Raw genomic sequence first — 22,350 nt, forward strand, 5'->3', positions numbered from 1 at the left:
AACTCGGTGATCAGGACATTGCTCGGTGTGTTCGCCGGGTGAGGTGGTGAGAGGCGCCCGGATGCCGGCAGGTGGCCTCACGACGCCCCCGCCGTTCCCGGGGCTGCTCGTTTGCCAGCCGTGGCGGGCGAAGGGTGCCCCTGCTGCTGCGGCGATCGGCGCGGCCTAGGATCGCTGCCATGAGCCAGCAGGGGAGTGACGCCGACCCGACGCCGGTGGTCTCGCCCCACGAGGAGTTCGCCCACGTCGACGACGGCTTCGAGCGGCTGTGGACCCCGCACCGCATGGCCTACATCCAGGGCGACCGCCCGACCGACGAAGCCGGCCGCGGCTGCCCGTTCTGCGCCGCGCCGGGCAAGAGCGACGAGGAGGGCCTCGTCGTGCACCGCGGCGAGCACTGCTACGTCGTCATGAACCTCTTCCCGTACAACCCCGGTCACCTGCTGATCTGCCCGTACCGCCACGTCTCGCTCTACGTCGAGCTCACCGACGAGGAGACGGTCGAGTTCACGGCCCTGACCAAGGCCGCGGTGCACGCCGTGCAGTCAGCCTCGGAGCCCCACGGCTTCAACCTCGGCATGAACCAGGGCGCCGTCGCCGGGGCCGGGGTGGCCGCCCACCTGCACCAGCACGTCGTGCCGCGGTGGGCGGGCGACTCGAACTTCCTGCCCATCGTGGGCCAGACCAAGGCCCTGCCGGTGCTCCTCGAGGACACCCGCGCCCAGATCGTCGCGCACTGGCCGTCCGCCTGAGAGCGGGCCGCTCACAGGCCCCGGGTCTCGCCGTGTCGTCCGGAGGCACCCCCGGCGGTCAGTAGGCTGACCCCACCATGCTCAATCGACTCCTGCGCGCGACCATGACCAAGCTGCTGTCCCCGGTCGCCCACCTCTTCCTCCGCCTCGGCATCAGCCCTGACGTCGTCACCGTCATCGGCACGCTCGGGGTGTGCGCCGGGGCGCTCGTGTTCTTCCCGCAGGGTCTGCTCTGGGTCGGGGTGCTCGTCATCACGGCCTTCGTCTTCTCCGACACCGTCGACGGCATCATGGCCCGTCAGTCGGGACGCTCGAGCAAGTGGGGCGCCTACCTCGACTCCACCCTCGACCGCGTCGGTGACGCCGCCATCTTCGGCGGCCTCGTGCTCTACTACGCGGGCTCGGGCCAGAACCGGTGGATGGCCGGCCTCGCCCTCGCCTGCCTCATCCTCGGCTCGGTGGTCTCCTACGCCAAGGCCCGCGCCGAGGGCCTCGGCTACACGGCGGACGTCGGCATCGCCGAGCGCGCCGACCGCCTCGTCGCCGTGCTCGTCGCGGCGTTCTTCGCCGACGTGTTCAACTCGACGCTGCTGCTCGGTGTCGTGCTCGCCCTGCTCGCCCTCGCCAGCTTCGTCACCGTCCTGCAGCGCATGCTCACCGTGCGCCGCCAGGCGCTCGCGGCCGGCGAGGTCTCGTCGTGAGCGTCGCCAACACCCTGAGCGTCCTCGGTTTCCGCCTCGGCTGGTCGACCCTCAGACGGCTGCCCGAACCGATCGCGTACGGCCTGTTCGACCGCATCGCCGACGTGGCCGTGCGCCGCGACGGCGCCGGCATCCGACGCCTGCGCAGCAACTACCGCCGGGCCCGCCCCGAGCTGGATGCCGGTGAGCTCGACGCGCTCGTGCGCGCGGGCATGCGGTCGTACATGCGCTACTACTGCGAGGCGTTCCGCCTGCCGTCGCTGCCCCCCGGGCGCATCGACGACGCGGTACGGGTGGTCGACGACGCGGAGCCGCGCACCTTCACCGAGGCGGGGGAGACCCTCATCGCCTTCGTCGGGCACCTCGGCAACTTCGACCTCGCGGCGGCGTGGGCGGCCGGCAACCTCGCCCCCGTGACGACGGTCGCCGAGCGGCTCAAGCCGGAGGAGGTCTTCCAGGAGTTCCTCGCCTTCCGCACGAGCATCCGCATGGACATCATCCCGTTGACCGGCGGTGGCGACCCGTTCGGCTCGCTGCTGCGCACGGCCCGGGCCGGCGGGCGCGTCATCGCCCTCGCGAGCGACCGCGACCTCACCCGCCACGGCGTCGAGGTCGACCTGCTCGGGCACCGCGCCCGCATGGCCAAGGGCCCGGCCGTGCTCTCGCTCATGACGGGCGCGCCGCTGTACTGCGCCGCGATCCACTACGAGAAGGCGCCGAAGGGCGAGGGCCTCGGCGGGTACCGCACCGTCGTCCGGTTCTCGCCGCGCCTGCACCCGCGGGTCGAGGGGACCACCGCCGAGAAGGCGCAGGACCTCGTCCAGCAGTGCGCCGACCACCTGTCGGTGACGATCCGCGAGCACACCTCGAGCTGGCACATGCTGCAGCGCATCTTCGTCGACGACCTCGACCCCGACCGCGACGCCGCCGTGCGGCGGCAGGAGGCGGACGGCATCCGCGAGGGCTTCACGGAGCGGACCGGGGGTGCGTCGTGAGGGTGGGGATCGTCTGCCCGTACTCGTTCGACGTGCCCGGAGGGGTGCAGTTCCACGTGCGCGACCTCGCCGAGCACTTCATCGGCCAGGGCCACGAGGTGTCGGTGCTCGCCCCGGCCGACAGCGAGACCGCGCTGCCCGAGTACGTCGTCTCGGCCGGCCGCGCGACCGCGGTGCGCTACAACGGCTCGGTCGCGCGCCTCAACTTCGGGCCCGTCAGCGCGGCGAAGGTCAACCGCTGGCTCGACCACGGTGAGTTCGACGTGCTGCACCTGCACGAGCCGGTGACCCCGAGCATCAGCGTGCTCGCGCTCATGGCGGCCGACGGCCCGATCGTCGCCACCTTCCACACCTCGATGCTGCGCTCGCGAACCATGCAGACGGCCTACCCCATCGTGCGGCCGAGCCTCGAGAAGATCTCGGGCCGCATCGCGGTGAGCGAGGACGCCCGCCGCACCGTGACGACCCACGTCGGGGGCGACGCCGTCGTCATCCCGAACGGCGTCTACGTCGACCGCTTCGAGCACGCCCGGCGGCGGGCGCAGTGGACCGGCACGCCGACCCGGCCGACCATCGCCTTCCTCGGTCGCATGGGCGAGCCGCGCAAGGGCCTGCCCGTGCTGGCCGCCGCGCTGCCCGCGGTGCTCGACGCCGTGCCGGGGCTGCGGGTGCTCGTGGCCGGGCCCGGAGACCCCGCCGAGGTCACCGAGGGGATGCCGGACCGCGTCGTCGCGGCGATGGAGTTCCTCGGTGCCGTGAGCGACGAGGACAAGGCGGTGCTGCTCGCGTCCGCCGACGTGTACGTCGCCCCCAACACGGGCGGCGAGAGCTTCGGCATCATCCTCATCGAGGCGATGTCGGCCGGGGCCTGCGTGCTGGCCAGCGACCTGTCCGCGTTCTGGCGGGTGCTCGACGGTGGCACCGCCGGTGCGCTCTTCCGCAACGAGGACCCCGAGGACCTCGCCGCGAGCCTGCTCACCCTGCTGGCCGAGCCCGACAGACGCCGCCGCCTCGCGACCGCCGGGCAGGCCCGCGCCCGCCAGTTCGACTGGTCGGTCGTCGCCGACCGCATCATGGCCGTGTACGAGACCGTCATCGAGGGCCGGATGGCCGCCCGCCAGGGGGCGCGCACCGGCTGGACACGCCTGCTGCGCGGCGGCGACCGGTGATCGGCCGACCGTGAGCGAGTTCCTCACGTGGCTCTTCGCCACGCTCTTCGTCCTCGTCGTCATCGCCTGGTACCTCACGTACACGGCGGCTCGCCTCGACCGGCTGCACGTGCGCCTCAGCGGCACGCTCGCCGCCCTCGACGCCCGGCTCGTGCGCCGGGCCGAGGCCGCCCTCGAGCTCGCCAACAGCGGGCTGCTCGACGGCGCGACCGCCCTCATCCTCGCCGGCGCGGCGTCGGAGTCGCTCGAGTCGCCGGCCGAGCACGGCGAGGCCCGCGAGACCGCCGAGACCGAGCTGAGCGAGGCCCTCGAGCTCGCCCTCACCGAGCCCGTCGTCACCCACGTGCGCGACTCCGGGCCGCTCGGGCAGGAGCAGCTGGCCAAGCTCGCCTCGGCCTGCACCCGGGTGCAGCTGGCCCGCCGGTTCCACAACGACGCGGTCACCGACGTGCGCCGGGTGCGCCGCAAGTGGACGATCCGCGTGTTCCGGCTCGCGGGTCACACGCCCATGCCGCACACCATCGAGTTCGACGACCAGATGCCGGCCACGCTGGGCGTGTGACCCCTGCGCGGGAAGGCGGCCGACCGGCATCCGGGCCCTGGTGTGGCCTGGTGGTGGCCTGGTGGTGCCCTGGTGGGGTGACGGTCGGGCGGCGGACGGGTGATGACCGGGTCACCTCGTGCCGGGCCTACGCTGACCTCGAGACCCACTCGCGAGAAAGCAGGACAGCGTGAGCACCACCCACTCCGACCCCAGCACCGCGGCCGCCACCGGCACGACCCGCGTCAAGCGTGGCATGGCCGAGATGCTCAAGGGCGGCGTCATCATGGACGTCGTCACCGTCGAGCAGGCGAAGATCGCCGAGGACGCCGGCGCCGTCGCCGTCATGGCCCTCGAGCGCGTGCCGGCCGACATCCGGGCCCAGGGCGGCGTGTCGCGGATGAGCGACCCCGACATGATCGACGGCATCATCGCGGCCGTCTCGATCCCCGTCATGGCCAAGGCCCGCATCGGCCACTTCGTCGAGGCGCAGGTGCTGCAGAGCCTCGGCGTCGACTACGTCGACGAGTCCGAGGTGCTGACGCCCGCGGACTACGCCAACCACATCGACAAGTGGCAGTTCACCGTCCCCTTCGTGTGCGGCGCGACCAACCTCGGTGAGGCCCTGCGCCGCATCACCGAGGGTGCGGCCATGATCCGCTCCAAGGGCGAGGCCGGCACCGGTGACGTGTCGAACGCGACGACGCACATGCGTTCGCTGCGCAAGGAGATCAACCGGCTGCGCTCGATGGAGCCCGACGAGCTGTACGTCGCCGCCAAGGAGCTGCAGGCCCCCTACGACCTCGTCAAGGAGGTCGCCGAGACCGGCAAGCTGCCCGTCGTGCTCTTCACCGCCGGCGGCATCGCCACCCCCGCCGACGCGGCGATGATGATGCAGCTCGGGGCCGAGGGCGTCTTCGTCGGCTCCGGCATCTTCAAGTCGGGCAACCCCGAGCAGCGCGCGGAGGCCATCGTCAAGGCGACGACCTTCCACGACGACCCCGAGATGATCGCCAAGGTCTCGCGCGGCCTCGGCGAGGCCATGGTCGGCATCAACGTCGACGAGCCCGCCCGCTCGATCCAGTTCGCCGAGCGCGGCTGGTGACCCCCGGCCGCCGGCCGGCGTGACCCGGCCGGCGGCTGCTGAAGGCGCGGCGGGGGCGCGCTTCGGCGGCTGGTGGGGCCGTTGGGTCGGGCGGGGACGGAGCGACCAGAGTGGTCGATCTGATTGCGCCTCAGCCCTTTCCGTCGGAGAGGGGGGCTCGCTAGCCTCACCCTGACGGGCCTCGGTGGCTCGGCCCGCCTCCGGTCGCCCCGGGGGCGGAAGCACAGGGGAGAGGCCATCCATGCGTCCTGCTCGTTCGTCCGTCAGCCTTCTCGTCGGCGCCCTCGCGGTGTCGACGCTCGTCGTCGGGGGAGGGGGCGCGGCCGGTGCGGCCCCGGCTCCCGGCCCCACGGCATCCGGGGTCTCGCGTCCCGGCACGATGACGGAGGTGCGCGTCGGCACCCCGCTCAGCGTGCCCTCCGTCGTGCCGGCCGAGGCCCGGCGCGCCGACCGTCCCGCGACAGCGACCTTCACGGTCACGTACAGCGGCTTCACGCCCGCGGCCAAGGCGGCCTTCCAGCGGGCGGTGAACATCTGGGCGGGGCAGCTGAACAGCAGCGTGCCGGTCACCGTGGCGGCGAGCTTCGAGCCGCTTGGCCCGGGCGTGCTCGGCTCGGCCGGCCCGTCGTCGGTGTGGCGCGACTTCGCCGGCGCCCCGCAGGCCGGGACCTGGTACGTCGACGCCGTCGCGAACAAGCGCCGCGGCTCGCAGCTCGACCCGTCGCCCGACATCGTCGCCCGCTTCAGCAGCAACTTCGGCAACTGGCACTACGGCACCGGACCCGCGCCCGCGGGCAAGTACGACTTCACCAGCGTCGTGCTGCACGAGCTGGGCCACGGCGTCGGCTTCATCGGTGCGGCGAACGTCAGCAGCAACCGGGGCACGGTGCGGCTCTCGGGCTACCCGCTGGCCTACTCGCGCTACACCGAGACGAACACGGGGACGAAGCTGCTCGGCCTTCCCGACAGCTCGACGCAGCTCGCCGGGGTGCTGCGCGGCAACAACGTCTACTTCGACTCCCCGAAGGTGCGCAACGCCAACGGGGGAGCGACCGCGCGGCTCTACGCACCGTCGACGTGGCAGCCGGGGAGCAGCTACTCGCACCTCGACGAGGCCACCTACCGGGCCGGCGACGTCAACTCCCTCATGACGCCGCAGATCGGGTCGGGCGAGACGATCCGCAACCCCGGGCCCATCACGAAGGCCGTCCTGCTGACGACCGGCTGGTGACCGCGGGTGTGCCTGACTGAACCGTCACGTGTCGGATGCCGGTCGGCCCCGTCCCGGGCTACGTGACGGCGCCGCGCCGGGTGAACTCGTCGCGCTCGAACTCGCGCCCGTCGAGCACCTCGACGAGGTGGCGGGCCGCCGTGACGGCGTCGACGTGGGTGACGTAGAGCGGGGCGAACCCGAGCCGCACGATGTCGCTCTCGCGGAAGTCGCCCACGACCCCGCGCGCGATGAGCGCCTGCACGACGGCGAAGGCCTGCGGGTGGCGCAGCGACACCTGCGACCCACGCCGCTCCGGCTCGCGCGGCGTGGCGAGGGTCAGGTCGTCACCGAGCACCCCCGCCGCGTCCAGGGCGCTGATGAACAGCGCCGTCACCGACAGCGACTGCTCGCGCACCGCCGCCGGCGTCAGCCCCTCGAAGGCGGTGAGCGCCGCCTCGAGGGCGAGCAGCGAGACGAGCGGGGGAGTGCCGACCCGCCCGCGGGTGATGCCGGGGGCCGGCTCGAACGTGCCGCCCATCTCGAACGGTCGGGCGTGCCCGTGCCAGCCCGACAGCGGCTGGTCGAAGTCGGCGAGGTGCCGCTCGGCGACGTAGAGGAACGCCGGCGCCCCCGGTCCGCCGTTGAGGTACTTGTAGCCGCAGCCGACGGCGAGGTCGGCGCCGCCCTCGTCCAGCCCGACCTCCATCGCGCCGGCCGAGTGGCACAGGTCCCAGCAGGCGAGGGCGCCGACCGCGTGGGCGGCCTCGGTGATGGAGACGAGGTCCCACTGCTCGCCCGTGCGGTAGTCGACCTGCGAGTACGACGCCAGCGCGAGGTCGTCGCCGACCTCCGCGATGGCCGCCACCGCGTCGCGGGGGTGCACCCGTCGCACGTCGAGGTCCGCCAGCCGCGCCGCCGCGTCGGTGACGTAGAGGTCGGTGGGGAACGAGTCGGGGTCGATGAGCACGACCCGCCGGCCCGGTCGCAGCCGCGCCGCCCCGACCACCGTCTTGAAGAGGTTGACCGACGTCGAGTCGGTGACGACGGTCTGCCCGGCGGCCGCCCCCACGAGCAGCCCCACCTGGTCGCCGACCCGCACCTGCGCGCCCCACCAGTCCTCGTCGTTCCACGAGGCGATGAGCTGGGAGCCCCACTGTCGGCGCACGACGTCGGCCACGGCATCCGGCACCGCCTTGGGCAGCGCCCCGAGCGAGTTGCCGTCGAGGTAGACCAGTCCCTCGGGCAGCTCGAAGCGGTCGCGCACGTGGGCGAGCGGCGAGGCGGCATCGAGGCGCTCGGCGTCCGCGAGCAGGTCGTCGAGGGCGGCGAGGGCGGCGAGGGAGGTGGGCGCGGCAGTCATGTCCGCAACGTATCGCGCGGCCCGTGCCTATGCTCTGCCCGTGACGACCCGCCCCACCCCGCGCATCGGCGTGCTCGCCGTCCAAGGAGACTCGCGCGAGCACCTGCAGGCGCTCGCCTCCCTCGGCGCGCAGGCCGTCCCGGTCCGCCGACCCGAGGAGGTCGAGGCCGTCGACGCCGTCGTGGTGCCGGGCGGCGAGTCGACCGTCATCGACAAGCTGCTGCGCGCCTTCGGCCTCATGGAGCCCCTGCGCCGTCGCATCGCCGAGGGGATGCCGGCCTACGGGTCCTGCGCCGGGATGATCCTGCTCGCCGACCGCCTCGTCGACGCCCGACCCGACCAGCAGACGATCGGCGGCCTCGACGTCACGGTGCGCCGCAACGCCTTCGGCCGGCAGGTCGACTCGTTCGAGCACGAGCTCGAGTTCGCCGGCCTCGAGGGCCCCGTCCGCGCCGTCTTCATCCGCGCCCCGTGGGTCGAGGAGGCCGGCGCGGGCGTCGAGGTGCTCGCCCGTGTGGGCTCCGGCCCGGCCGCCGGTAGGATCGTCGCGGTCCGGCAGGGCAACCTGATGGCGACCGCGTTCCACCCCGAGGTGGGTGGCGACCGTCGCATCCACGCCGAGTTCGTCGCCATGACGGCACGGGCGACGAGCCGGACCACGACAGCCTGACGACCACGTGCTGCCAGACGGGCTGACAGACGTGCAGACCACGACCGCGAAGGGATCCGTATGAGCGGGCACTCCAAATGGGCCACCACGAAGCACCAGAAGGCGGCCAAGGACGCCAAGCGCGGCAAGCTCTTCGCGAAGCTCATCAAGAACATCGAGGTCGCGGCCCGCCAGGGTGGCGGCGACCCCGCGGGCAACCCGACGCTGTACGACGCCATCCAGAAGGCGAAGAAGACGTCGGTCCCCAACGACAACATCGACCGCGCCCTCAAGCGCGGCTCGGGCGCCGAGGCCGGCGGGGCCGACTGGCAGACGATCATGTACGAGGGCTACGCCCCGAACGGCGTCGCGCTGCTCATCGAGTGCCTCACCGACAACCGCAACCGCGCGGCCGCCGAGGTGCGCACCGCCCTGACCCGCAACGGCGGGCAGCTGGCCGACCCGGGCTCGGTCGCCTACGTCTTCCACCGCAAGGGCGTCGTGACGGTGCCCAAGGAGGCCGGCGGCGAGGACGACATCCTCGAGGTCGTGCTCGAGGCGGGGGCCGAGGAGGTCAACGACAACGGCGAGACGTGGGAGATCGTCTCCGAGGCGACCGACTTCGTCGCCATCCGCAAGGCCATCCAGGACGCCGGCATCGACTACGAGTCGGCCGAGGCCTCGTTCGTCCCCACCCTCCAGGTGCCCCTCGACCTCGACGGCGCGAAGAAGATGATCCGCGTCATCGACGCGCTCGAGGACAGCGACGACGTGCAGAACGTCTACGCCAACGGTGACATCCCCGACGAGGTGCTCGCCGAGCTCGACGACGACGAGGAGTGAGCCTCGCGGCCTCCTACCCGCGACACGACGGGGGCCGGATGCCGGTGGGCCCGCCCGGCGCGCCTCCGCGGCCCGCGCACCCGCGTCGTTACGGTTGAGCCGAACACGTGTTCGGTCGGCCGTCTGCCGGGCACCCGCGTGGTCGACGACGTCAGGAGGTGAGTGGTGCGCGTCCTCGCCGTCGACCCCGGGCTGACCCGCTGCGGTGTCGGTGTCGTCGACGGCCTGCCCGGGCGGCGCCTCACGCTCGTCGAGGTCGGCGTCATCCGCACGCTGCCGGCCGACCCCACGCCGCGCCGTCTCGTCGCCGTCGACGACGAGCTGCACCACTGGTTCGAGCGGCACCGCCCCGAGGCGGTCGCCATCGAGCGGGTCTTCGCCGACACCAACGTCTCGACCGTGATGGGCACCGCCCAGGTGACCGGCCTCGTCATGGTGCACGCCGAGCGCCGCGGCCTGCCAGTCACGCTGCACACCCCGACCGAGGTCAAGGCGGCGGTGAGCGGCAGCGGCCGGGCCGACAAGGCGCAGGTCACGACGATGGTGACGCGGCTGCTCGGCCTCACGACGCCGCCGAAGCCCGCCGACGCGGCCGACGCCCTCGCCCTCGCCATCTGCCACGTCTGGCGGGGCGGCACCCAGAACCGGCTCGCCGAGGCGGCCGCGGCCGCACCCGCGCGACCGAGCCGCATCCCGAAGCGCGTGCCGCGCAGCAGCACGGCCGTCACGGCCCACGACCCGACCCGTCCGACCCTCCCGAAGGCTCCCACCCGATGAGCGCGTCATGATCGCGTCCCTGTCCGGCACCGTCAGCAAGGTCGGCCTCGACTCCGTCGTCGTCGAGGTCGGCGGCGTCGGCATGCTCGTGCACACGACCCCCGCGACGGCGGTCTCGGTGCGGCTGGGCCAGCCGGCCCGCCTCGCGACGACCCTCGTCGTGCGCGAGGACTCCCTCACCCTCTACGGCTTCGCCACCGACGACGAGAAGACCGTCTTCGAGACGGTGCAGACCGTCTCGGGCGTCGGCCCGCGCCTCGCCCTCGCCATGCTCGCGGTGCACAGCCCGGATGCCGTGCGCCTCGCCCTCGGTAGCGGCGACCTCGCCGCGCTGACGAAGGTCCCCGGCATCGGCAAGAAGGGGGCCGAGCGCCTCGTGCTCGAGCTGCGCGACAAGCTCGGGGCCCTGCCGGGGTCCGTCGACGCCGCGGTCCCGGCCCCTCGCCCGCAGGCCGACGAGTGGCGCGACCAGGTGCTCGAGGCCCTCGTCGGGCTGGGCTGGACCGCCCGCCAGGCCGAGGCCGCGCTCGACAAGGTCGCCCCGGGCGCCGGGGAGGGCGCGAGCGTCTCCGCGCTGCTGCGCGCCGCCCTGCAGGAGCTCGGCCGGTGACCGACCCCGACCTGCCCGCGAGCGACGGCTTCGACCTCACCGCCCGCATCGTCGACCCCCGCCTCGACGGCCGCCTCGACCGCGACGACGAGCGGGTCGTCGAGGCGGCGCTGCGCCCCAAGCGGCTCGACGACTTCCCGGGCCAGACCCGCGTCCGCGACCAGCTCGGGCTCGTGCTCGAGGCGGCCAAGCGCCGGGGCACGCCGCCCGACCACGTGCTGCTCTCCGGCCCGCCGGGGCTCGGCAAGACGACGCTGGCCATGATCGTCGCCTCCGAGCTCGAGCAGCCGATCCGCATCACGTCGGGCCCGGCCATCCAGCACGCCGGCGACCTCGCGTCGGTGCTCAGCTCGCTGGCCGAGGGGGAGGTGCTCTTCCTCGACGAGATCCACCGCATGTCGCGCTCGGCCGAGGAGATGCTCTACCTCGCCATGGAGGACTTCCGCGTCGACGTCATCATCGGCAAGGGCCCGGGCGCCACCGCCATCCCGCTCGAGCTGCCGCCCTTCACCGTCGTCGGGGCGACGACGCGGGCCGGCCTGCTCCCGGCCCCGCTGCGCGACCGCTTCGGCTTCACCGGCCACCTCGACTTCTACGCCGCGAGCGACCTCGTGACGATCCTGCGCCGGTCGGCCGGCCTGCTCGGGCTGCGGGCCGACGAGGACGGCATCACCGAGATCGCACTGCGCTCGCGCGGTACCCCCCGCATCGCCAACCGCCTGCTGCGCCGCGTGCGCGACTGGGCTCAGGTGCACGGCGACGACCACGTCAGCCAGGCCGCGGCTCGCGCCGCCCTCGCCCTGTTCGACGTCGACGAGCGAGGCCTCGACCGCCTCGACCGCGCCGTGCTCGACGCCCTGTGCCGGCGCTTCAACGGAGGCCCCGTCGGCCTGTCCACCCTCGCCGTCGCCGTGGGGGAGGAGCCCGACACCGTCGAGACCGTGGCCGAGCCCTTCCTCGTGCGCGAGGGGTTCATGGTGCGAACGCCGCGCGGCAGGGCGGCATCCGCCCTCGCGTGGGAGCACCTCGGGCTGCCGGTCCCACCCGACGCCCAGGGGATGTGGTCGGCGACCCTGCCGCTCGACGAGGGCGGGCCCGGTCGCCTCGGCGGCTGACCCCGCAGCACGATGGGGCACCGCGGGGCACCACGCAGCAGCACGCCCGCGGCTCGCCGAGCACCGCCACCCGGTCTGACATTTGGCTGAACCGACCGTAGACTCCCTCGGGCACCTACGCCGCTGCCGCGGCACTCCGTGGTGCCCCCGGTCGTTGACGCGACATCCACGACCACGGCACGGCCCTGCCACAGGGCCTGCACACGATCTGCGGGTGTCACCTGCTGCCCGGAACGAACCACAAAGGAATGCCTGATGGGAAACAACGGCAACGGGTCCTTCTCGTTGATCATCCTGCTGCTGCCGCTGCTGCTGATCGGTTGGCTCTTCTGGACGTCGAGCAAGCGCCAGAAGCAGATGCGCAACTTCAGCCAGTCGCTGTCCGTGGGTGACGAGATCGTCATGTCGTCGGGCATCTTCGGCACCATCCGGCACCTCGACGACACCAGCGCGTGGCTCGAGATCGGTGAGGGCATGACCATCCGCGTCGACCGCCGCGCGATCGCCATGAAGCAGGCGGAGTCGCCCGCCGCCACCGGTCCGGCCGCCGCGACCGGGACCACGACGCCGTCCGCCATCGACGAGGGGCGCGACGACAGCCCCCGCGGTCAGTGAGGCGCCCCCGTGGCGAGTAGCAGCATCAAGCGGTCGGCGTGGCGCAGCCTCAGCGCCCTCATCGCCCTCGTCATCGGCCTCGCCCTGCTCGCGGGCGGGCTCGCCGTCTGGGGCGGCGGACAGCTGACCCCCAAGCTCGGCCTCGACCTCGAGGGCGGCACCGAGATGGTGCTCGAGCCCCAGCTCGCCGGCAACCAGCAGGTCAGCTCGGGCCAGATCGACCAGGCCGTCGACATCATCCGTCAGCGCATCGACGCCAACGGCGTCTCCGAGGCGGAGATCTCGACCCAGGGTGGGCGCAACATCGTCGTGTCCATCCCGGGCTCACCGACCGAGGAGCAGTTGCAGGCGATCAGCAAGCCGTCGCAGCTGAGCTTCCGCGCCGTCTTCGCCCAGGACTTCAGCGCCCTGCCCGAGACGGCGAACCCGTCCGGCACCCCCACCAGCGGCGGCGCCACCAGCACGCCGAGCAGCGGCGCCACGAGCACCCCGGCGCCGACCTCGTCGGCCCCCTCCTCCTCGGGCGCGGCGACGAGCACCCCTGCGCCGTCGGCCAGCTCGACCGCCGCCAACGGCGTCGTCCCGCAGGCGCTGCGCGCCGCCGACTCGACGCCGACCACCCCGGCCAGCACGCCGGCATCCGGCGCTGCCTCGTCGTCACCGGCCACGCCCGCCCCGTCGGCGAGCACCCCGTCCGGCACCGCCACGACGCCGGCGGCCCCGGCGACGCAGACGCCCGCCCAGCAGGCCCAGGCCGTCGAGGGCCAGGTGACGCAGTCGCTCACCGCGCTCGGCTGGCAGCAGGCGAAGGCCACCGAGGCCGCCAAGAAGGTCGCCGCCCAGTACGTCGCCCTCGACTGCGGCACGCCGGGGGTGCTCGAGAAGATCGTCGACGACCCCGAGCAGCCGCTCGCCACCTGTGGTGACGACGGGGCGACGAAGTACATCCTCGGCCCCGTCGAGATCCCCGGCAGCGACATCGCCGACGCGACGAGTGGCTTCCAGGCCGGCCCCAACGGCCAGCAGACCTCCATCGTCGAGGTGGGCCTGACCTTCAACTCCGCGGGCGCCACGAAGTTCGCCGAGGTCACCAAGCGCCTCTTCGCCCTGCAGGGCCAGACGCCGCTCGACCAGTTCGCCGTCGTGCTCGACAAGAGCGTCATAACGGCGCCTCGCGCGCAGGCCGTCATCAACGACGGGCGCGCCAGCATCACCGGCTCGTTCACCGTCGACTCCGCCAAGGCGCTCGCCGAGCAGCTGAAGTTCGGCGCCCTGCCGATCTCGTTCGCCCTGCAGACGCAGGACAACATCACGCCGCAGCTCGGGGCCGAGCAGCTGCAGATCGGCCTGCTCGCCGGCCTCGTCGGCCTGCTGCTCGTCGTCGTCTACTCGTTGCTGCAGTACCGGGCCCTCGGCTTCGTGACGGTGCTCTCGCTCGTCGTCGCGTCGATCATCAGCTATCTCGCGGTGACGGTGCTCGGCACGACGAGCGGCTTCCGCCTGACCATGGCCGGCGTCACCGGCCTCATCGTCGCCATCGGCGTCACGGCCGACAGCTTCATCGTCTACTTCGAGCGCATCCGCGACGAGGTGCGTGACGGGCGCCCGCTCGTCGCCGCCGTCGAGACCGGCTGGAAGCGGGCCCGGCGCACGATCATCGCCGCCGACGCGGTGAACTTCATCGCCGCCGGGGTGCTCTACTTCCTCGCGTCGAGCAACGTCCGCGGCTTCGCCTTCACGCTCGGTCTGACGACGCTCATCGACCTCGCCATCGTCGTGCTCTTCACCCACCCGATGGTCCAGCTGCTCGCCCGCACGAACTTCTTCGGGCAGGGCCACAGGTGGTCGGGTCTCGACCCTGAGCGCCTCGGCGCCAAGGTCGGCCCCCGCTACCGCGGCCGTGGCCAGTTCGGCACCGGGCCGCGGCCCGGCGGACCCGCCCCGAGCGGCGGCAGCACCAGCACGGGCTCCACCGGCTCCCTGACGCCCGGGAGGGCCGAGGCATGATCAACTTCGCCCAGATCGGCAACGACCTCTACACGGGCAAGCGCTCGATCGACTTCGTGAAGCGCCAGAAGACCTGGTACCTGCTGTCGTCGGTGCTCATCGTGCTCGCCCTCGTCGGCATCTTCGCCCGCGGCCTCAACTTCGGCATCGAGTTCAGCGGTGGCTCCGAGTTCCGCGTCTCCGGTGCGGCCTCGACCGAGAGCTACGAGGAGAAGGCCCGCGACGCGATCGGCCAGGCCGGCATCGGCGGCAACGTCGAGACGACGATCATCGGTCAGAACACCGTCCGCGTGCAGACCGAGGCCGCCCAGGACCGCACCGCCGCCGCCCAGGAGGCCCTGGGCCAGGAGTTCGGGGTGCCGGAGAACCAGGTGAGCTCGACGCTCATCGGCCCCAGCTGGGGCGAGTCGGTCAGCCGCCAGGCCATCCAGGGGCTGCTCGTCTTCCTCGTGCTCGTCACCATCGTCATGGCCCTCTACTTCCGCACGTGGAAGATGGCCGTGTCGGGTCTCGTGGCGCTGCTGCACGACCTCGTCATCACCGTCGGCATCTACGCCCTCTTCGGGTTCGAGATCACACCGTCGTCGATGATCGGCTTCCTCACCATCCTCGGCTACTCGCTCTACGACACGGTCGTCGTGTTCGACAAGGTGCGCGAGAACACGGCCGAGGCGTTCCAGACGCGGCGCATGACCTACCGACAGGCGGCCAACCTCGCCGTCAACCAGACCCTCGTGCGCTCGATCAACACGACCGTCGTCGCGCTGCTGCCGATCGCCGCCGTGCTCGTCGTCGGCTTCACGCTGCTCGGCCCGGGCACCCTGCTCGACCTGTCGCTCGCCCTCTTCATCGGCATCGCGGTGGGCGCGTACAGCTCGATCTTCATCGCGACGCCGCTGCTCGTCGACCTGCGTCGCAACGAGCCCGCGGTCGTCGAGCTCGACCGCTACGTCGCCAAGCACGCCGACCGCCGCCCCGTGCGTGTCGGTGCCGGTGCCGGTGCACGCGCCGGTGAGGATGCCGGTCAGTCGGCGCCCGTCGGATCAGCCGGCGCCGACGTGACCGGTGCCGCCGGCAGCTACGACGAGCGGGCCGACGGTGCGCCCGAGCCCGCCGGCCGGCCGCTGCACCGCTACGTGCAGGCCGGGCCGCGCAACCAGCCGAAGCGCCCGCCGAAGTCGAAGCGGTGAGCGACCACGAGCCCGACGCTGCTGCCGGTGCCGCCGGTGCCGCCGGTGCCGCCGGTGCCGCGGATGATGCCTCCCACGGCACCGCCACGGGCGACGGGACCGGGCTGACCGGCATCCAGCAGCTCGTCGCCAGCAAGCTGCGTGACATCCCCGACTTCCCCCAGCCGGGCGTCGTCTTCAGAGACTTCACGCCGCTGCTCGCCGACGGTGCGGCACTCGGGGCGCTGGTGCGCGACACCGCCGCCCGGTACGCCGGACGGGTCGACGTCGTCGTCGGTATCGAGGCGCGGGGGTTCATCCTCGCCGCCGCGGTGGCCTACGAGCTCGGGCTCGGCATGGTGCCGGTGCGCAAGGCGGGCAAGCTGCCGGGAAAGACCTACCGGCAGTCGTACGCCCTCGAGTACGGCACGGCCGAGATCGAGGTGCACACCGACGCCTTCCCGCCCGGGCAGCGGGTGCTCGTGCTCGACGACGTCCTCGCGACGGGCGGCACCGCGGAAGCGGCGTGCTCGCTGATCGAACGGGCCGGCGCCAGCGTCGTGGCCGTCGAGGTCGTGCTCGAGCTGGCCTTCCTCGAGGGGCGCCGGCGGCTCGGCGACCGCACCGTCAACGCCCTGCTGACGGTCTGACGCGCGGCCGGGCCTAGACTCTCTGCATGAGTGAGGATGTCCAGGCCGGGCTCTCCACGCCGTCGCGCGTGAGGGCCCGCTTCGCCCGCTTCGGGGCGACGCGGCCGACGGGCAACCCGGTGCTCGAGCCCCTCATGACGGCTGTCCGACAGGCCCACCCGAAGGCCGACCTGAGCATCATCGAGCGGGCCTACGCGGTCGCCGAGCGGGCGCACGACGGCCAGATGCGCAAGAGCGGCGACGCGTACATCACGCACCCGCTCGCGGTGACGACGATCCTCGCCGAGCTCGGGATGACCCCACCGACGCTCGCGGCCGCCCTGCTGCACGACACGGTCGAGGACACCGCCTACAGCCTCGACGAGCTGCGGCGCGACTTCGGCGACGAGATTGCCATGCTCGTCGACGGCGTCACCAAGCTCGACAAGGTGACCTACGGCGAGGCCGCGCAGGCCGAGACCGTTCGCAAGATGGTCATCGCCGTGGCCCGCGACATCCGCGTGCTCGTCATCAAGCTCGCCGACCGGCTGCACAACGCCCGTACGTGGCGCTACGTCAGCGCCGAGTCGGCCGCCCGCAAGGCGAACGAGACCCTCGAGATCTACGCGCCGCTCGCGCACCGCCTCGGCATGAACACGATCAAGTGGGAGCTCGAGGACCTCTCGTTCGCGACGCTGTACCCCAAGGTGTACGACGAGATCGTGCGCCTCGTCGCCGAGCGCGCCCCCGCCCGCGAGGAGTACCTCACCGGGGTGCGCAACCAGGTGACGCAGGACCTCGACGCCGCCCGCATCAAGGCGAGCGTCACCGGGCGACCGAAGCACTACTACTCCGTGTACCAGAAGATGATCGTGCGCGGCCGTGACTTCGAGGAGATCTACGACCTCGTCGCGGTGCGGGTGCTCGTCGACACGGTGCGTGACTGCTACGCGGCGCTCGGGGCGCTGCACTCGCGGTGGAACCCGGTGGCCGGGCGCTTCAAGGACTACATCGCGATGCCGAAGTTCAACATGTACCAGTCGCTGCACACGACGGTCATCGGCCCGCAGGGCAAGCCGGTCGAGATCCAGATCCGCACCCACACGATGCACCGCCGCGCCGAGTACGGCGTCGCCGCCCACTGGAAGTACAAGGACCAGGCCGTCAGCGGGGGCCCCGCCCGCCCCGGGGAGGCCGTGCCGCAGAACGACATGGCGTGGCTGCGCCAGCTGCTCGACTGGCAGCGCGAGACCGAGGACCCGGGTGAGTTCCTCGACTCGCTGCGCTTCGAGATGGGCAGCAGCGAGCTCTACGTCTTCACGCCCAAGGGGGCCGTCATCGGCCTGCCCGTCGGTGGCACCCCCGTCGACTTCGCCTACGCCGTGCACACCGAGGTCGGCCACCACTGCATCGGCGCGCGGGTCAACGGCCGCCTCGTCCCGCTCGAGTCGACCCTCGAGAACGGCGACGTCGTCGAGGTGCTGACGAGCAAGGCCGACGGCGCCGGCCCGTCACGCGACTGGCTGCAGTACGTCAAGAGCCCGCGGGCGCGCAACAAGATCAAGGCGTGGTTCAGCAAGGAGCGCCGCGAGGAGGCCATCGAGGCCGGCAAGGACAGCATCGTCAAGGCGCTGCGCAAGCAGAACCTGCCGCTGCAGCGCATCATGAGCCACGACTCGATGACCGCCGTCGCGAACGACCTGCGCTACCAGGACATCGACGCCCTCTACGCCGCCGTCGGCGAGAGCCACGTCTCGGCCCAGCACGTCGTCGGCAAGATCGTCGCCGCCCTCGGAGGGGTGGAGGGCGCGACCGAGGACCTCGCCGAGGCGACGGTCCCCAACCGCGCCGCCCGCCGCCGCGGGGGAGACCCCGGCGTCGTCGTCGTGGGCATGAGCGACGTGTGGGTCAAGCTGGCCAAGTGCTGCACGCCGGTGCCGGGCGACCCCATCCTCGGCTTCGTCACCCGCGGCAACGGCGTGTCGGTGCACCGGGTCGACTGCACGAACGCCGACCAGCTGACGGCCAACCCCGAGCGCCTCATCGAGGTCGAGTGGGCGCCGAGCTCGGCGAGCGTCTTCCTCGTGCAGCTGCAGGTCGAGGCCCTCGACCGCAACCGGCTGCTCAGCGACGTCACCCGGGTGCTCAGCGACCAGCACGTCAACATCCTGTCGGCGTACGTGCAGACCTCGCGCGACCGGATGGCCATCTCGCGCTTCACCTTCGAGATGGGCGACCCGGCCCACCTCGACCACGTCATCAAGGCCGTGCGCAAGATCGACGGGGTCTTCGACGTCTACCGCGTCAACGGCGGCAAGTCGACCGCCTGACCCGGCGCACCGGCATGCGTGACGGGCCGGATGCCGGTGACGCGCGCGCCCGCTCAGGTGATGCGGACCCCCACCTCGATGTGCGTGCGCTTGGCCGGGCGGCCGTCGAGCGGTGCGCCCGGGTCCTGCGGTCGCACGCCGCCGGCGGCGATGCGGTCGAGGGTGCGGAGGCCGATGGGCAGGATGCGCCCGAAGACGGTGTAGTTCGGCCGCAGCACCGAGTCGGCCCAGACGAGGAAGAACTGGCTGCCGTTGGTGTCGGGCCCGGCGTTGGCCATGGCGAGGGTGCCGCGGGGGTAGACGACGCGCTCACCGGTGGGATCGGTCGGCGACGGCGGCAGGAACGTCGGCAGCTCGTCCTCGTACCGGTAGCCCGGGCCGCCCGCGCCCGTGCCGCTCGGGTCACCGCACTGGAGCACCGAGAGCGTCGGGTAGGTCGTCAGGCGGTGGCAGATCGTGTCGTCGTAGAACTTCGAGCGCAGCAGGTGCAGGAAGCTCTGCACCGTGCAGGGGGCGACGGCGCGGTCGAGCTCCATCGGGATGCTGCCCCGGTTGGTGACGAAGGTGACGAGCACGGTGCCGCGGTGCGGCGTCGGCGTCGGCGTGGGGTCGCGGGGGAGCGAGACGGGCCGCACTGCCGGGTCGTCGGGCGTCGGGGTGTAGGCGCAGGGCCCGTCCGTCGCGTCGGCGAGGACGCCGGGGTCGGACGACACGACGGTGACGCTGGGGACGCCGGGGACGCCGGGGACGGCCGAGGTGGGTGTCGGGGTCGGCGCGGCGACGGCCATGGCCGCAGGGGTGGGGGCGAGACCGAGCGCGAGGGCGCCGGCGGCGAGGGGGAGGAGGGCTCGGCGGGGCAGGTGCACGGTGGTTCCTTCCGCGTCGGTGCGGTGGGCGCCCAGCAGTCTCGCAGCGTGCCGACGGCCCCGCCACCCGGAGCGGGTGGCGGGGCCGTCGAAGGTGCGACGCGTCGGTGACGGGTGTCGGTCAGCCGCCGAACTCGGCGACTCCGGCGCGGGCCTGGTCGAGCCAGGCCTGACGGGCCTCGAGGGCCTCGGTGGCCTTGCGGATCTTCGACGCGTTGCCGGAGCCCTGGGCCTTGTCGAGGTCGGCCTGCAGGTCGGCGACGGCGCGCTCGAGCTGGTCGACCATGCCCCGGGCGCGGGCGGCCACCTCGGGGTTGCTCGAGCTCCAGCGGCGCTCGTCGGCGTCGCGGACGGCCTGCTCGATGCGGCGCAGACCCTTCTCGACGCGGTCCATGTCGGCGCGGGGCACCTTGCCGGCGGCCTCCCACCGGTCCTGGATGCCGCGCAGGGCCGCCTTGGCCTTCTCGAGGTCGGTGACGGGCAGGATGCCCTGGGCCTCGACGAGGAGCGCCTCCTTGACCTCGAGGTTGCCGCGGAACGACTCCTCCTCGGCGGCGACGACGGCGTCCTTGGCGGCGAAGAACGAGTCCTGCGCCGCCTTGAAGCGGGCCCAGAGGCGGTCGTCGTCGGTGCGGCTGGCGCGACCGGCACGACGCCAGTCGTCCATGAGCCGCTTGAAGGCGCCGGCGGTGGAGGCCCAGTCGGTGCTCGTGGCGAGCTTCTCGGCCTCGGTGACGAGCCGCTCCTTCTCCTGCTTGGCGTCGGAGTGGACGGCGTCGAGCCCGGCGAAGTGCGACCGGCGGGCCTTGTCGAACCCGTTGCGGGCGGCGCTGAAGCGCTGCCACAGGGCCGTCTCGCTCTCGCGGTCGAGGCGGGTGGCGGAGCGCTGGTGCGCCTTCCACTCGTCGAGCAGCTCGCGCATGCGGGCGCCGCTCGTCTTCCACTGGATGCGGGCCTCGGGCTGACCGGCGATCGACTCCGCCTCGGCGACGATACGCTCACGCTCCACCTTCGCCGCGGCGCGGGCCTCGGCCCGGTGCTGCTGCTCGACGGTGCGCTTGGCCGCGATGCCCGACTGGATCTCGTCGAGCTTGACGGCGAGGGCGTCGAGGTCGCCCACGACGGTGGCCTCGGCGACCTGCGCCTTGAGCGTCTTGAGGCCGTCGGCGACGTCCTTCGAGGCGACCTCGGGCTGGGCCACGCGCTGCTCGAGCAGGACCGCGGAGGCGAACAGCTCGTCGTACTTGCGGGCGAAGTAGGTCAGCGCCTGCTCGTGGCTCGCGCCGGGGTAGGAGCCGACCTCCTTCTCGCCCTCGGTCGTGCGCACGAAGACGACGCCGTTCTCGTCGACCCGTCCGAACGCGGCCGAGGCCGAGTGGTCGGTCGTGATGACGGGCGGGGCCACCGCGGCGGGCGGGTGCGGCGCCGCCTTGGCCAGCGCGGCCGGGGTCGGCACCGGCGGGCGGGGGAGAGCGCTCGGCTTCGGCGCGACCGACGTGGACGACGCCTCCGGCTCGGTGTCGGCCTCGGGCTCGGTGTCGGCCTCGCGCTCGGTGTCGGCCTCGGGCTCGGCGTCGGTCGCCGTCGCGGTGGCGTCCGCGGCGGTGTCCGACGCGACCTCCGCGGAGTCGTCGCCGGCCGGGGCGGGGACCTCGGTCACCGGCTCGACCTCGGGCGCGGGCTGCTCCGAGACCGCCTCGTCCAGCTCGGGGGCCGGCTGGGGCGTGTCGTCGACCTCGGGAGCGGGCTGCACGGCATCCGGCGTCGTCTCTGCGGGCGTGGCCTCGGCGTCAGCATGCGGCTCGGGCTCGGGAGCCTGTGACTCAGGCTGCGATTCCGGCTGCGACTCGGGCTCCGGGTCGGGGGCGGGGGCCTCGACGCTCTCGACGGACGCCAGCGCGTCGGCGGTCTCGAGGGCGGCGGGGTCGGTGACGTCGCTGACGTCGGTGGGCGTGCGGGGATGCTCGGTCATGCCTTCTTCTCCGTGACGCTGACGCTGAGGATGCTGATCGGCGAGACCGGCGTGCCGTCGCTGGGCGACGCTCCGACGGCCTTGTTCGCGGCGATCTTCGTGACGATGTCCAGGCCCTTGGTGACCTTGCCGAAAATGCTGTAGCCGCCGCCCTCGGTGGGCAGCTTGCTGTCCTTGTAGGTGATGAAGAACTGGCCGCCGTTGCTGTTGGGGTCCTGCGTGCGGGCCATGGCGAGGGATCCCGCCGGGTAGCTGCCGTCCTTCGGGGCGTTCTCGATGCCGAAGGTGTAGCCGGGTCCGCCCTGGCCGGTGCCGGTCGGGTCGCCGCACTGGAGCACGAAGATGCCCTCGCTCGTGACGCGGTGGCACGGGCTGGGCGCCCAGTAGCCCTCCTTGGCGAGGCTGATGAACGAGGCGACCGTCTGCGGGGCCTTGGCGCCGTCCAGCTCGAAGACGATGTCACCGCAGGTCGTCTTCACGGTGGCGGTGAAGGTCTTGCCGGCGGCGGTGGCCTTGTCGGGCACCTTGGAGAACTGCTTCGGCGAGGTCTGCGCGGCCGGCGGGGTGGTGCACCCGGCGGCGAGCTTCTGGCCCGAGGCGAGACCGGCCGACGGGGTCGAACCCGCTTCCGGCGTCGCGATGCTCGTCTGCGCGCCCGCGGCCGGCTCGGCCGTGTCGTTGCTCGGCAGCACCTTCGGCACGACGATGACCGCGGCGACGATGAGCAGGATGGCGAGGATGACGCCGAACACCTGCTTGTCACGAGTGGACTCGCTGACCGGAGCCTTCTGCTTCTTCTCGGCTTCTTCGTGGCGGCGACGCGCTCGCGCGCGCTCCTGCTCTTTGGTCACGAACCTCTCCTCGAACGTGCGTCATCGACCCCCGGGCGTCCGGTCAGTTTAGGCAATCCGGGGGAGGGGCGAGCCGCGAGA

21 protein-coding genes are annotated in these 22,350 nt (G+C 72.7%); 17 read left to right on the forward strand and 4 right to left on the reverse strand.

The features are described from left to right. Window positions 1–179 precede the first annotated feature (179 nt). The 7 genes from DFJ68_RS06760 (at window position 180) to DFJ68_RS06790 (ending at window position 6,494) form a co-directional block, all read left to right on the forward strand. Window positions 180–752, forward strand: coding sequence for an HIT family protein (locus tag DFJ68_RS06760; RefSeq protein WP_121032078.1), 573 nt, complete (start codon window positions 180–182; stop codon window positions 750–752). Between the two features lie 77 nt (window positions 753–829). Further along, window positions 830–1,453: a phosphatidylinositol phosphate synthase gene (gene pgsA / locus DFJ68_RS06765; protein WP_121032080.1), complete on the forward strand. Its 624-nt coding sequence runs from the start codon at window positions 830–832 to the stop codon at window positions 1,451–1,453. Continuing rightward, entirely contained in the window at window positions 1,450–2,448 is a 999-nt protein-coding gene (locus tag DFJ68_RS06770; RefSeq protein ID WP_121032082.1) for a phosphatidylinositol mannoside acyltransferase, read from the forward strand. Before pgsA ends, DFJ68_RS06770 begins: the two co-directional genes overlap by 4 nt. Next, entirely contained in the window at window positions 2,445–3,617 is a 1,173-nt protein-coding gene (locus DFJ68_RS06775) for a glycosyltransferase family 4 protein (protein WP_121032084.1), read from the forward strand. Before DFJ68_RS06770 ends, DFJ68_RS06775 begins: the two co-directional genes overlap by 4 nt. A gap of 10 nt (window positions 3,618–3,627) precedes the next feature. Continuing rightward, window positions 3,628–4,179, forward strand: a complete 552-nt coding sequence (locus tag DFJ68_RS06780; RefSeq protein WP_121032086.1) for a hypothetical protein — start codon at window positions 3,628–3,630, stop codon at window positions 4,177–4,179. 169 nt (window positions 4,180–4,348) lie between these two features. Next, window positions 4,349–5,263: a pyridoxal 5'-phosphate synthase lyase subunit PdxS gene (gene pdxS, locus DFJ68_RS06785; protein ID WP_121032088.1), complete on the forward strand. Its 915-nt coding sequence runs from the start codon at window positions 4,349–4,351 to the stop codon at window positions 5,261–5,263. Between the two features lie 241 nt (window positions 5,264–5,504). Beyond that, a complete protein-coding gene (locus tag DFJ68_RS06790) occupies window positions 5,505–6,494 on the forward strand; it encodes a hypothetical protein (RefSeq protein ID WP_147431524.1) in 990 nt (329 codons plus the stop codon). A gap of 58 nt (window positions 6,495–6,552) precedes the next feature. On the opposite strand, the gene kynU is transcribed toward DFJ68_RS06790, so the two are convergent. Then, window positions 6,553–7,836 (reverse strand): kynureninase, encoded by a 1,284-nt coding sequence (gene kynU, locus DFJ68_RS06795; protein ID WP_121032092.1) that lies wholly within the window; start codon window positions 7,834–7,836, stop codon window positions 6,553–6,555. Between kynU and pdxT the strand changes: the two genes are divergently transcribed. The 10 genes from pdxT (at window position 7,835) to DFJ68_RS06845 (ending at window position 18,580) form a co-directional block, all read left to right on the forward strand. Continuing rightward, window positions 7,835–8,506, forward strand: a complete 672-nt coding sequence (pdxT, locus tag DFJ68_RS06800) for a pyridoxal 5'-phosphate synthase glutaminase subunit PdxT (RefSeq protein WP_121032094.1) — start codon at window positions 7,835–7,837, stop codon at window positions 8,504–8,506. The genes kynU and pdxT overlap by 2 nt on opposite strands. Before the next feature lie 60 nt (window positions 8,507–8,566). After that, complete coding sequence (locus DFJ68_RS06805; protein WP_121032095.1) at window positions 8,567–9,328, forward strand: YebC/PmpR family DNA-binding transcriptional regulator; 762 nt, start codon at window positions 8,567–8,569, stop codon at window positions 9,326–9,328. Window positions 9,329–9,493: 165 nt separating this feature from the next. Next, window positions 9,494–10,105: a crossover junction endodeoxyribonuclease RuvC gene (ruvC, locus tag DFJ68_RS06810; RefSeq protein ID WP_121035166.1), complete on the forward strand. Its 612-nt coding sequence runs from the start codon at window positions 9,494–9,496 to the stop codon at window positions 10,103–10,105. A 7-nt stretch (window positions 10,106–10,112) separates the two neighbouring features. Continuing rightward, entirely contained in the window at window positions 10,113–10,715 is a 603-nt protein-coding gene (gene ruvA, locus DFJ68_RS06815) for a Holliday junction branch migration protein RuvA (RefSeq protein ID WP_121032097.1), read from the forward strand. Beyond that, the gene (gene ruvB, locus DFJ68_RS06820) at window positions 10,712–11,830 is read left to right on the forward strand and encodes a Holliday junction branch migration DNA helicase RuvB (RefSeq protein WP_121032099.1); all 1,119 of its coding nucleotides are present in this window, start codon (window positions 10,712–10,714) and stop codon (window positions 11,828–11,830) included. The genes ruvA and ruvB overlap by 4 nt, the downstream gene beginning before the upstream one ends. A 255-nt stretch (window positions 11,831–12,085) precedes the next feature. Next, the gene (gene yajC / locus DFJ68_RS06825; RefSeq protein ID WP_121032101.1) at window positions 12,086–12,445 is read left to right on the forward strand and encodes a preprotein translocase subunit YajC; all 360 of its coding nucleotides are present in this window, start codon (window positions 12,086–12,088) and stop codon (window positions 12,443–12,445) included. Between the two features lie 9 nt (window positions 12,446–12,454). Further along, the gene (secD, locus tag DFJ68_RS06830) at window positions 12,455–14,452 is read left to right on the forward strand and encodes a protein translocase subunit SecD (RefSeq protein ID WP_121032103.1); all 1,998 of its coding nucleotides are present in this window, start codon (window positions 12,455–12,457) and stop codon (window positions 14,450–14,452) included. After that, window positions 14,449–15,642 carry a protein translocase subunit SecF gene (gene secF, locus DFJ68_RS06835; protein WP_121032105.1) on the forward strand — a complete coding sequence of 398 codons (1,194 nt, stop codon included), beginning with the start codon at window positions 14,449–14,451 and terminating at the stop codon, window positions 15,640–15,642. The genes secD and secF overlap by 4 nt, the downstream gene beginning before the upstream one ends. A gap of 104 nt (window positions 15,643–15,746) precedes the next feature. Beyond that, window positions 15,747–16,271 (forward strand): adenine phosphoribosyltransferase, encoded by a 525-nt coding sequence (locus DFJ68_RS06840; protein ID WP_121035167.1) that lies wholly within the window; start codon window positions 15,747–15,749, stop codon window positions 16,269–16,271. A 26-nt stretch (window positions 16,272–16,297) separates the two neighbouring features. Next, on the forward strand, window positions 16,298–18,580 hold the full coding sequence (locus DFJ68_RS06845; protein ID WP_121032106.1) for a RelA/SpoT family protein: 2,283 nt from the start codon (window positions 16,298–16,300) through the stop codon (window positions 18,578–18,580). Between the two features lie 53 nt (window positions 18,581–18,633). On the opposite strand, the gene DFJ68_RS06850 is transcribed toward DFJ68_RS06845, so the two are convergent. The 3 genes from DFJ68_RS06850 to DFJ68_RS06865 all read right to left on the reverse strand — a co-directional run bounded on the left by DFJ68_RS06850 (window position 18,634) and on the right by DFJ68_RS06865 (window position 22,269). Then, window positions 18,634–19,446 carry a peptidylprolyl isomerase gene (locus DFJ68_RS06850; RefSeq protein WP_211333285.1) on the reverse strand — a complete coding sequence of 271 codons (813 nt, stop codon included), beginning with the start codon at window positions 19,444–19,446 and terminating at the stop codon, window positions 18,634–18,636. A 121-nt stretch (window positions 19,447–19,567) separates the two neighbouring features. Continuing rightward, window positions 19,568–21,418, reverse strand: a complete 1,851-nt coding sequence (locus DFJ68_RS06855) for a DUF349 domain-containing protein (protein ID WP_245963516.1) — start codon at window positions 21,416–21,418, stop codon at window positions 19,568–19,570. After that, a complete protein-coding gene (locus DFJ68_RS06865) occupies window positions 21,415–22,269 on the reverse strand; it encodes a peptidylprolyl isomerase (protein ID WP_121032107.1) in 855 nt (284 codons plus the stop codon). The genes DFJ68_RS06855 and DFJ68_RS06865 overlap by 4 nt, the downstream gene beginning before the upstream one ends. Window positions 22,270–22,350: the final 81 nt, after the last annotated feature.

The organism is Terracoccus luteus (genome assembly GCF_003635045.1).
Lineage (GTDB): Bacteria > Actinomycetota > Actinomycetes > Actinomycetales > Dermatophilaceae > Terracoccus > Terracoccus luteus.

Excerpts from the sequence above, each read along its gene's own strand:
- DFJ68_RS06760 (WP_121032078.1), top strand. The coding sequence starts at position 180 with ATGAGCCAGCAGGGGAGTGACGCCGACCCGACGCCGGTGGTCTCGCCC.
- pgsA (WP_121032080.1), top strand. The coding sequence starts at position 830 with ATGCTCAATCGACTCCTGCGCGCGACCATGACCAAGCTGCTGTCCCCG.
- DFJ68_RS06790 (WP_147431524.1), top strand. The coding sequence starts at position 5,505 with ATGCGTCCTGCTCGTTCGTCCGTCAGCCTTCTCGTCGGCGCCCTCGCG.
- pdxT (WP_121032094.1), top strand. The coding sequence starts at position 7,835 with ATGTCCGCAACGTATCGCGCGGCCCGTGCCTATGCTCTGCCCGTGACG.
- kynU (WP_121032092.1), bottom strand. The coding sequence starts at position 7,836 with ATGACTGCCGCGCCCACCTCCCTCGCCGCCCTCGCCGCCCTCGACGAC.
- DFJ68_RS06805 (WP_121032095.1), top strand. The coding sequence starts at position 8,567 with ATGAGCGGGCACTCCAAATGGGCCACCACGAAGCACCAGAAGGCGGCC.
- ruvA (WP_121032097.1), top strand. The coding sequence starts at position 10,113 with ATGATCGCGTCCCTGTCCGGCACCGTCAGCAAGGTCGGCCTCGACTCC.
- yajC (WP_121032101.1), top strand. The coding sequence starts at position 12,086 with ATGGGAAACAACGGCAACGGGTCCTTCTCGTTGATCATCCTGCTGCTG.
- secF (WP_121032105.1), top strand. The coding sequence starts at position 14,449 with ATGATCAACTTCGCCCAGATCGGCAACGACCTCTACACGGGCAAGCGC.
- DFJ68_RS06845 (WP_121032106.1), top strand. The coding sequence starts at position 16,298 with ATGAGTGAGGATGTCCAGGCCGGGCTCTCCACGCCGTCGCGCGTGAGG.
- DFJ68_RS06855 (WP_245963516.1), bottom strand. The coding sequence starts at position 21,418 with ATGACCGAGCATCCCCGCACGCCCACCGACGTCAGCGACGTCACCGAC.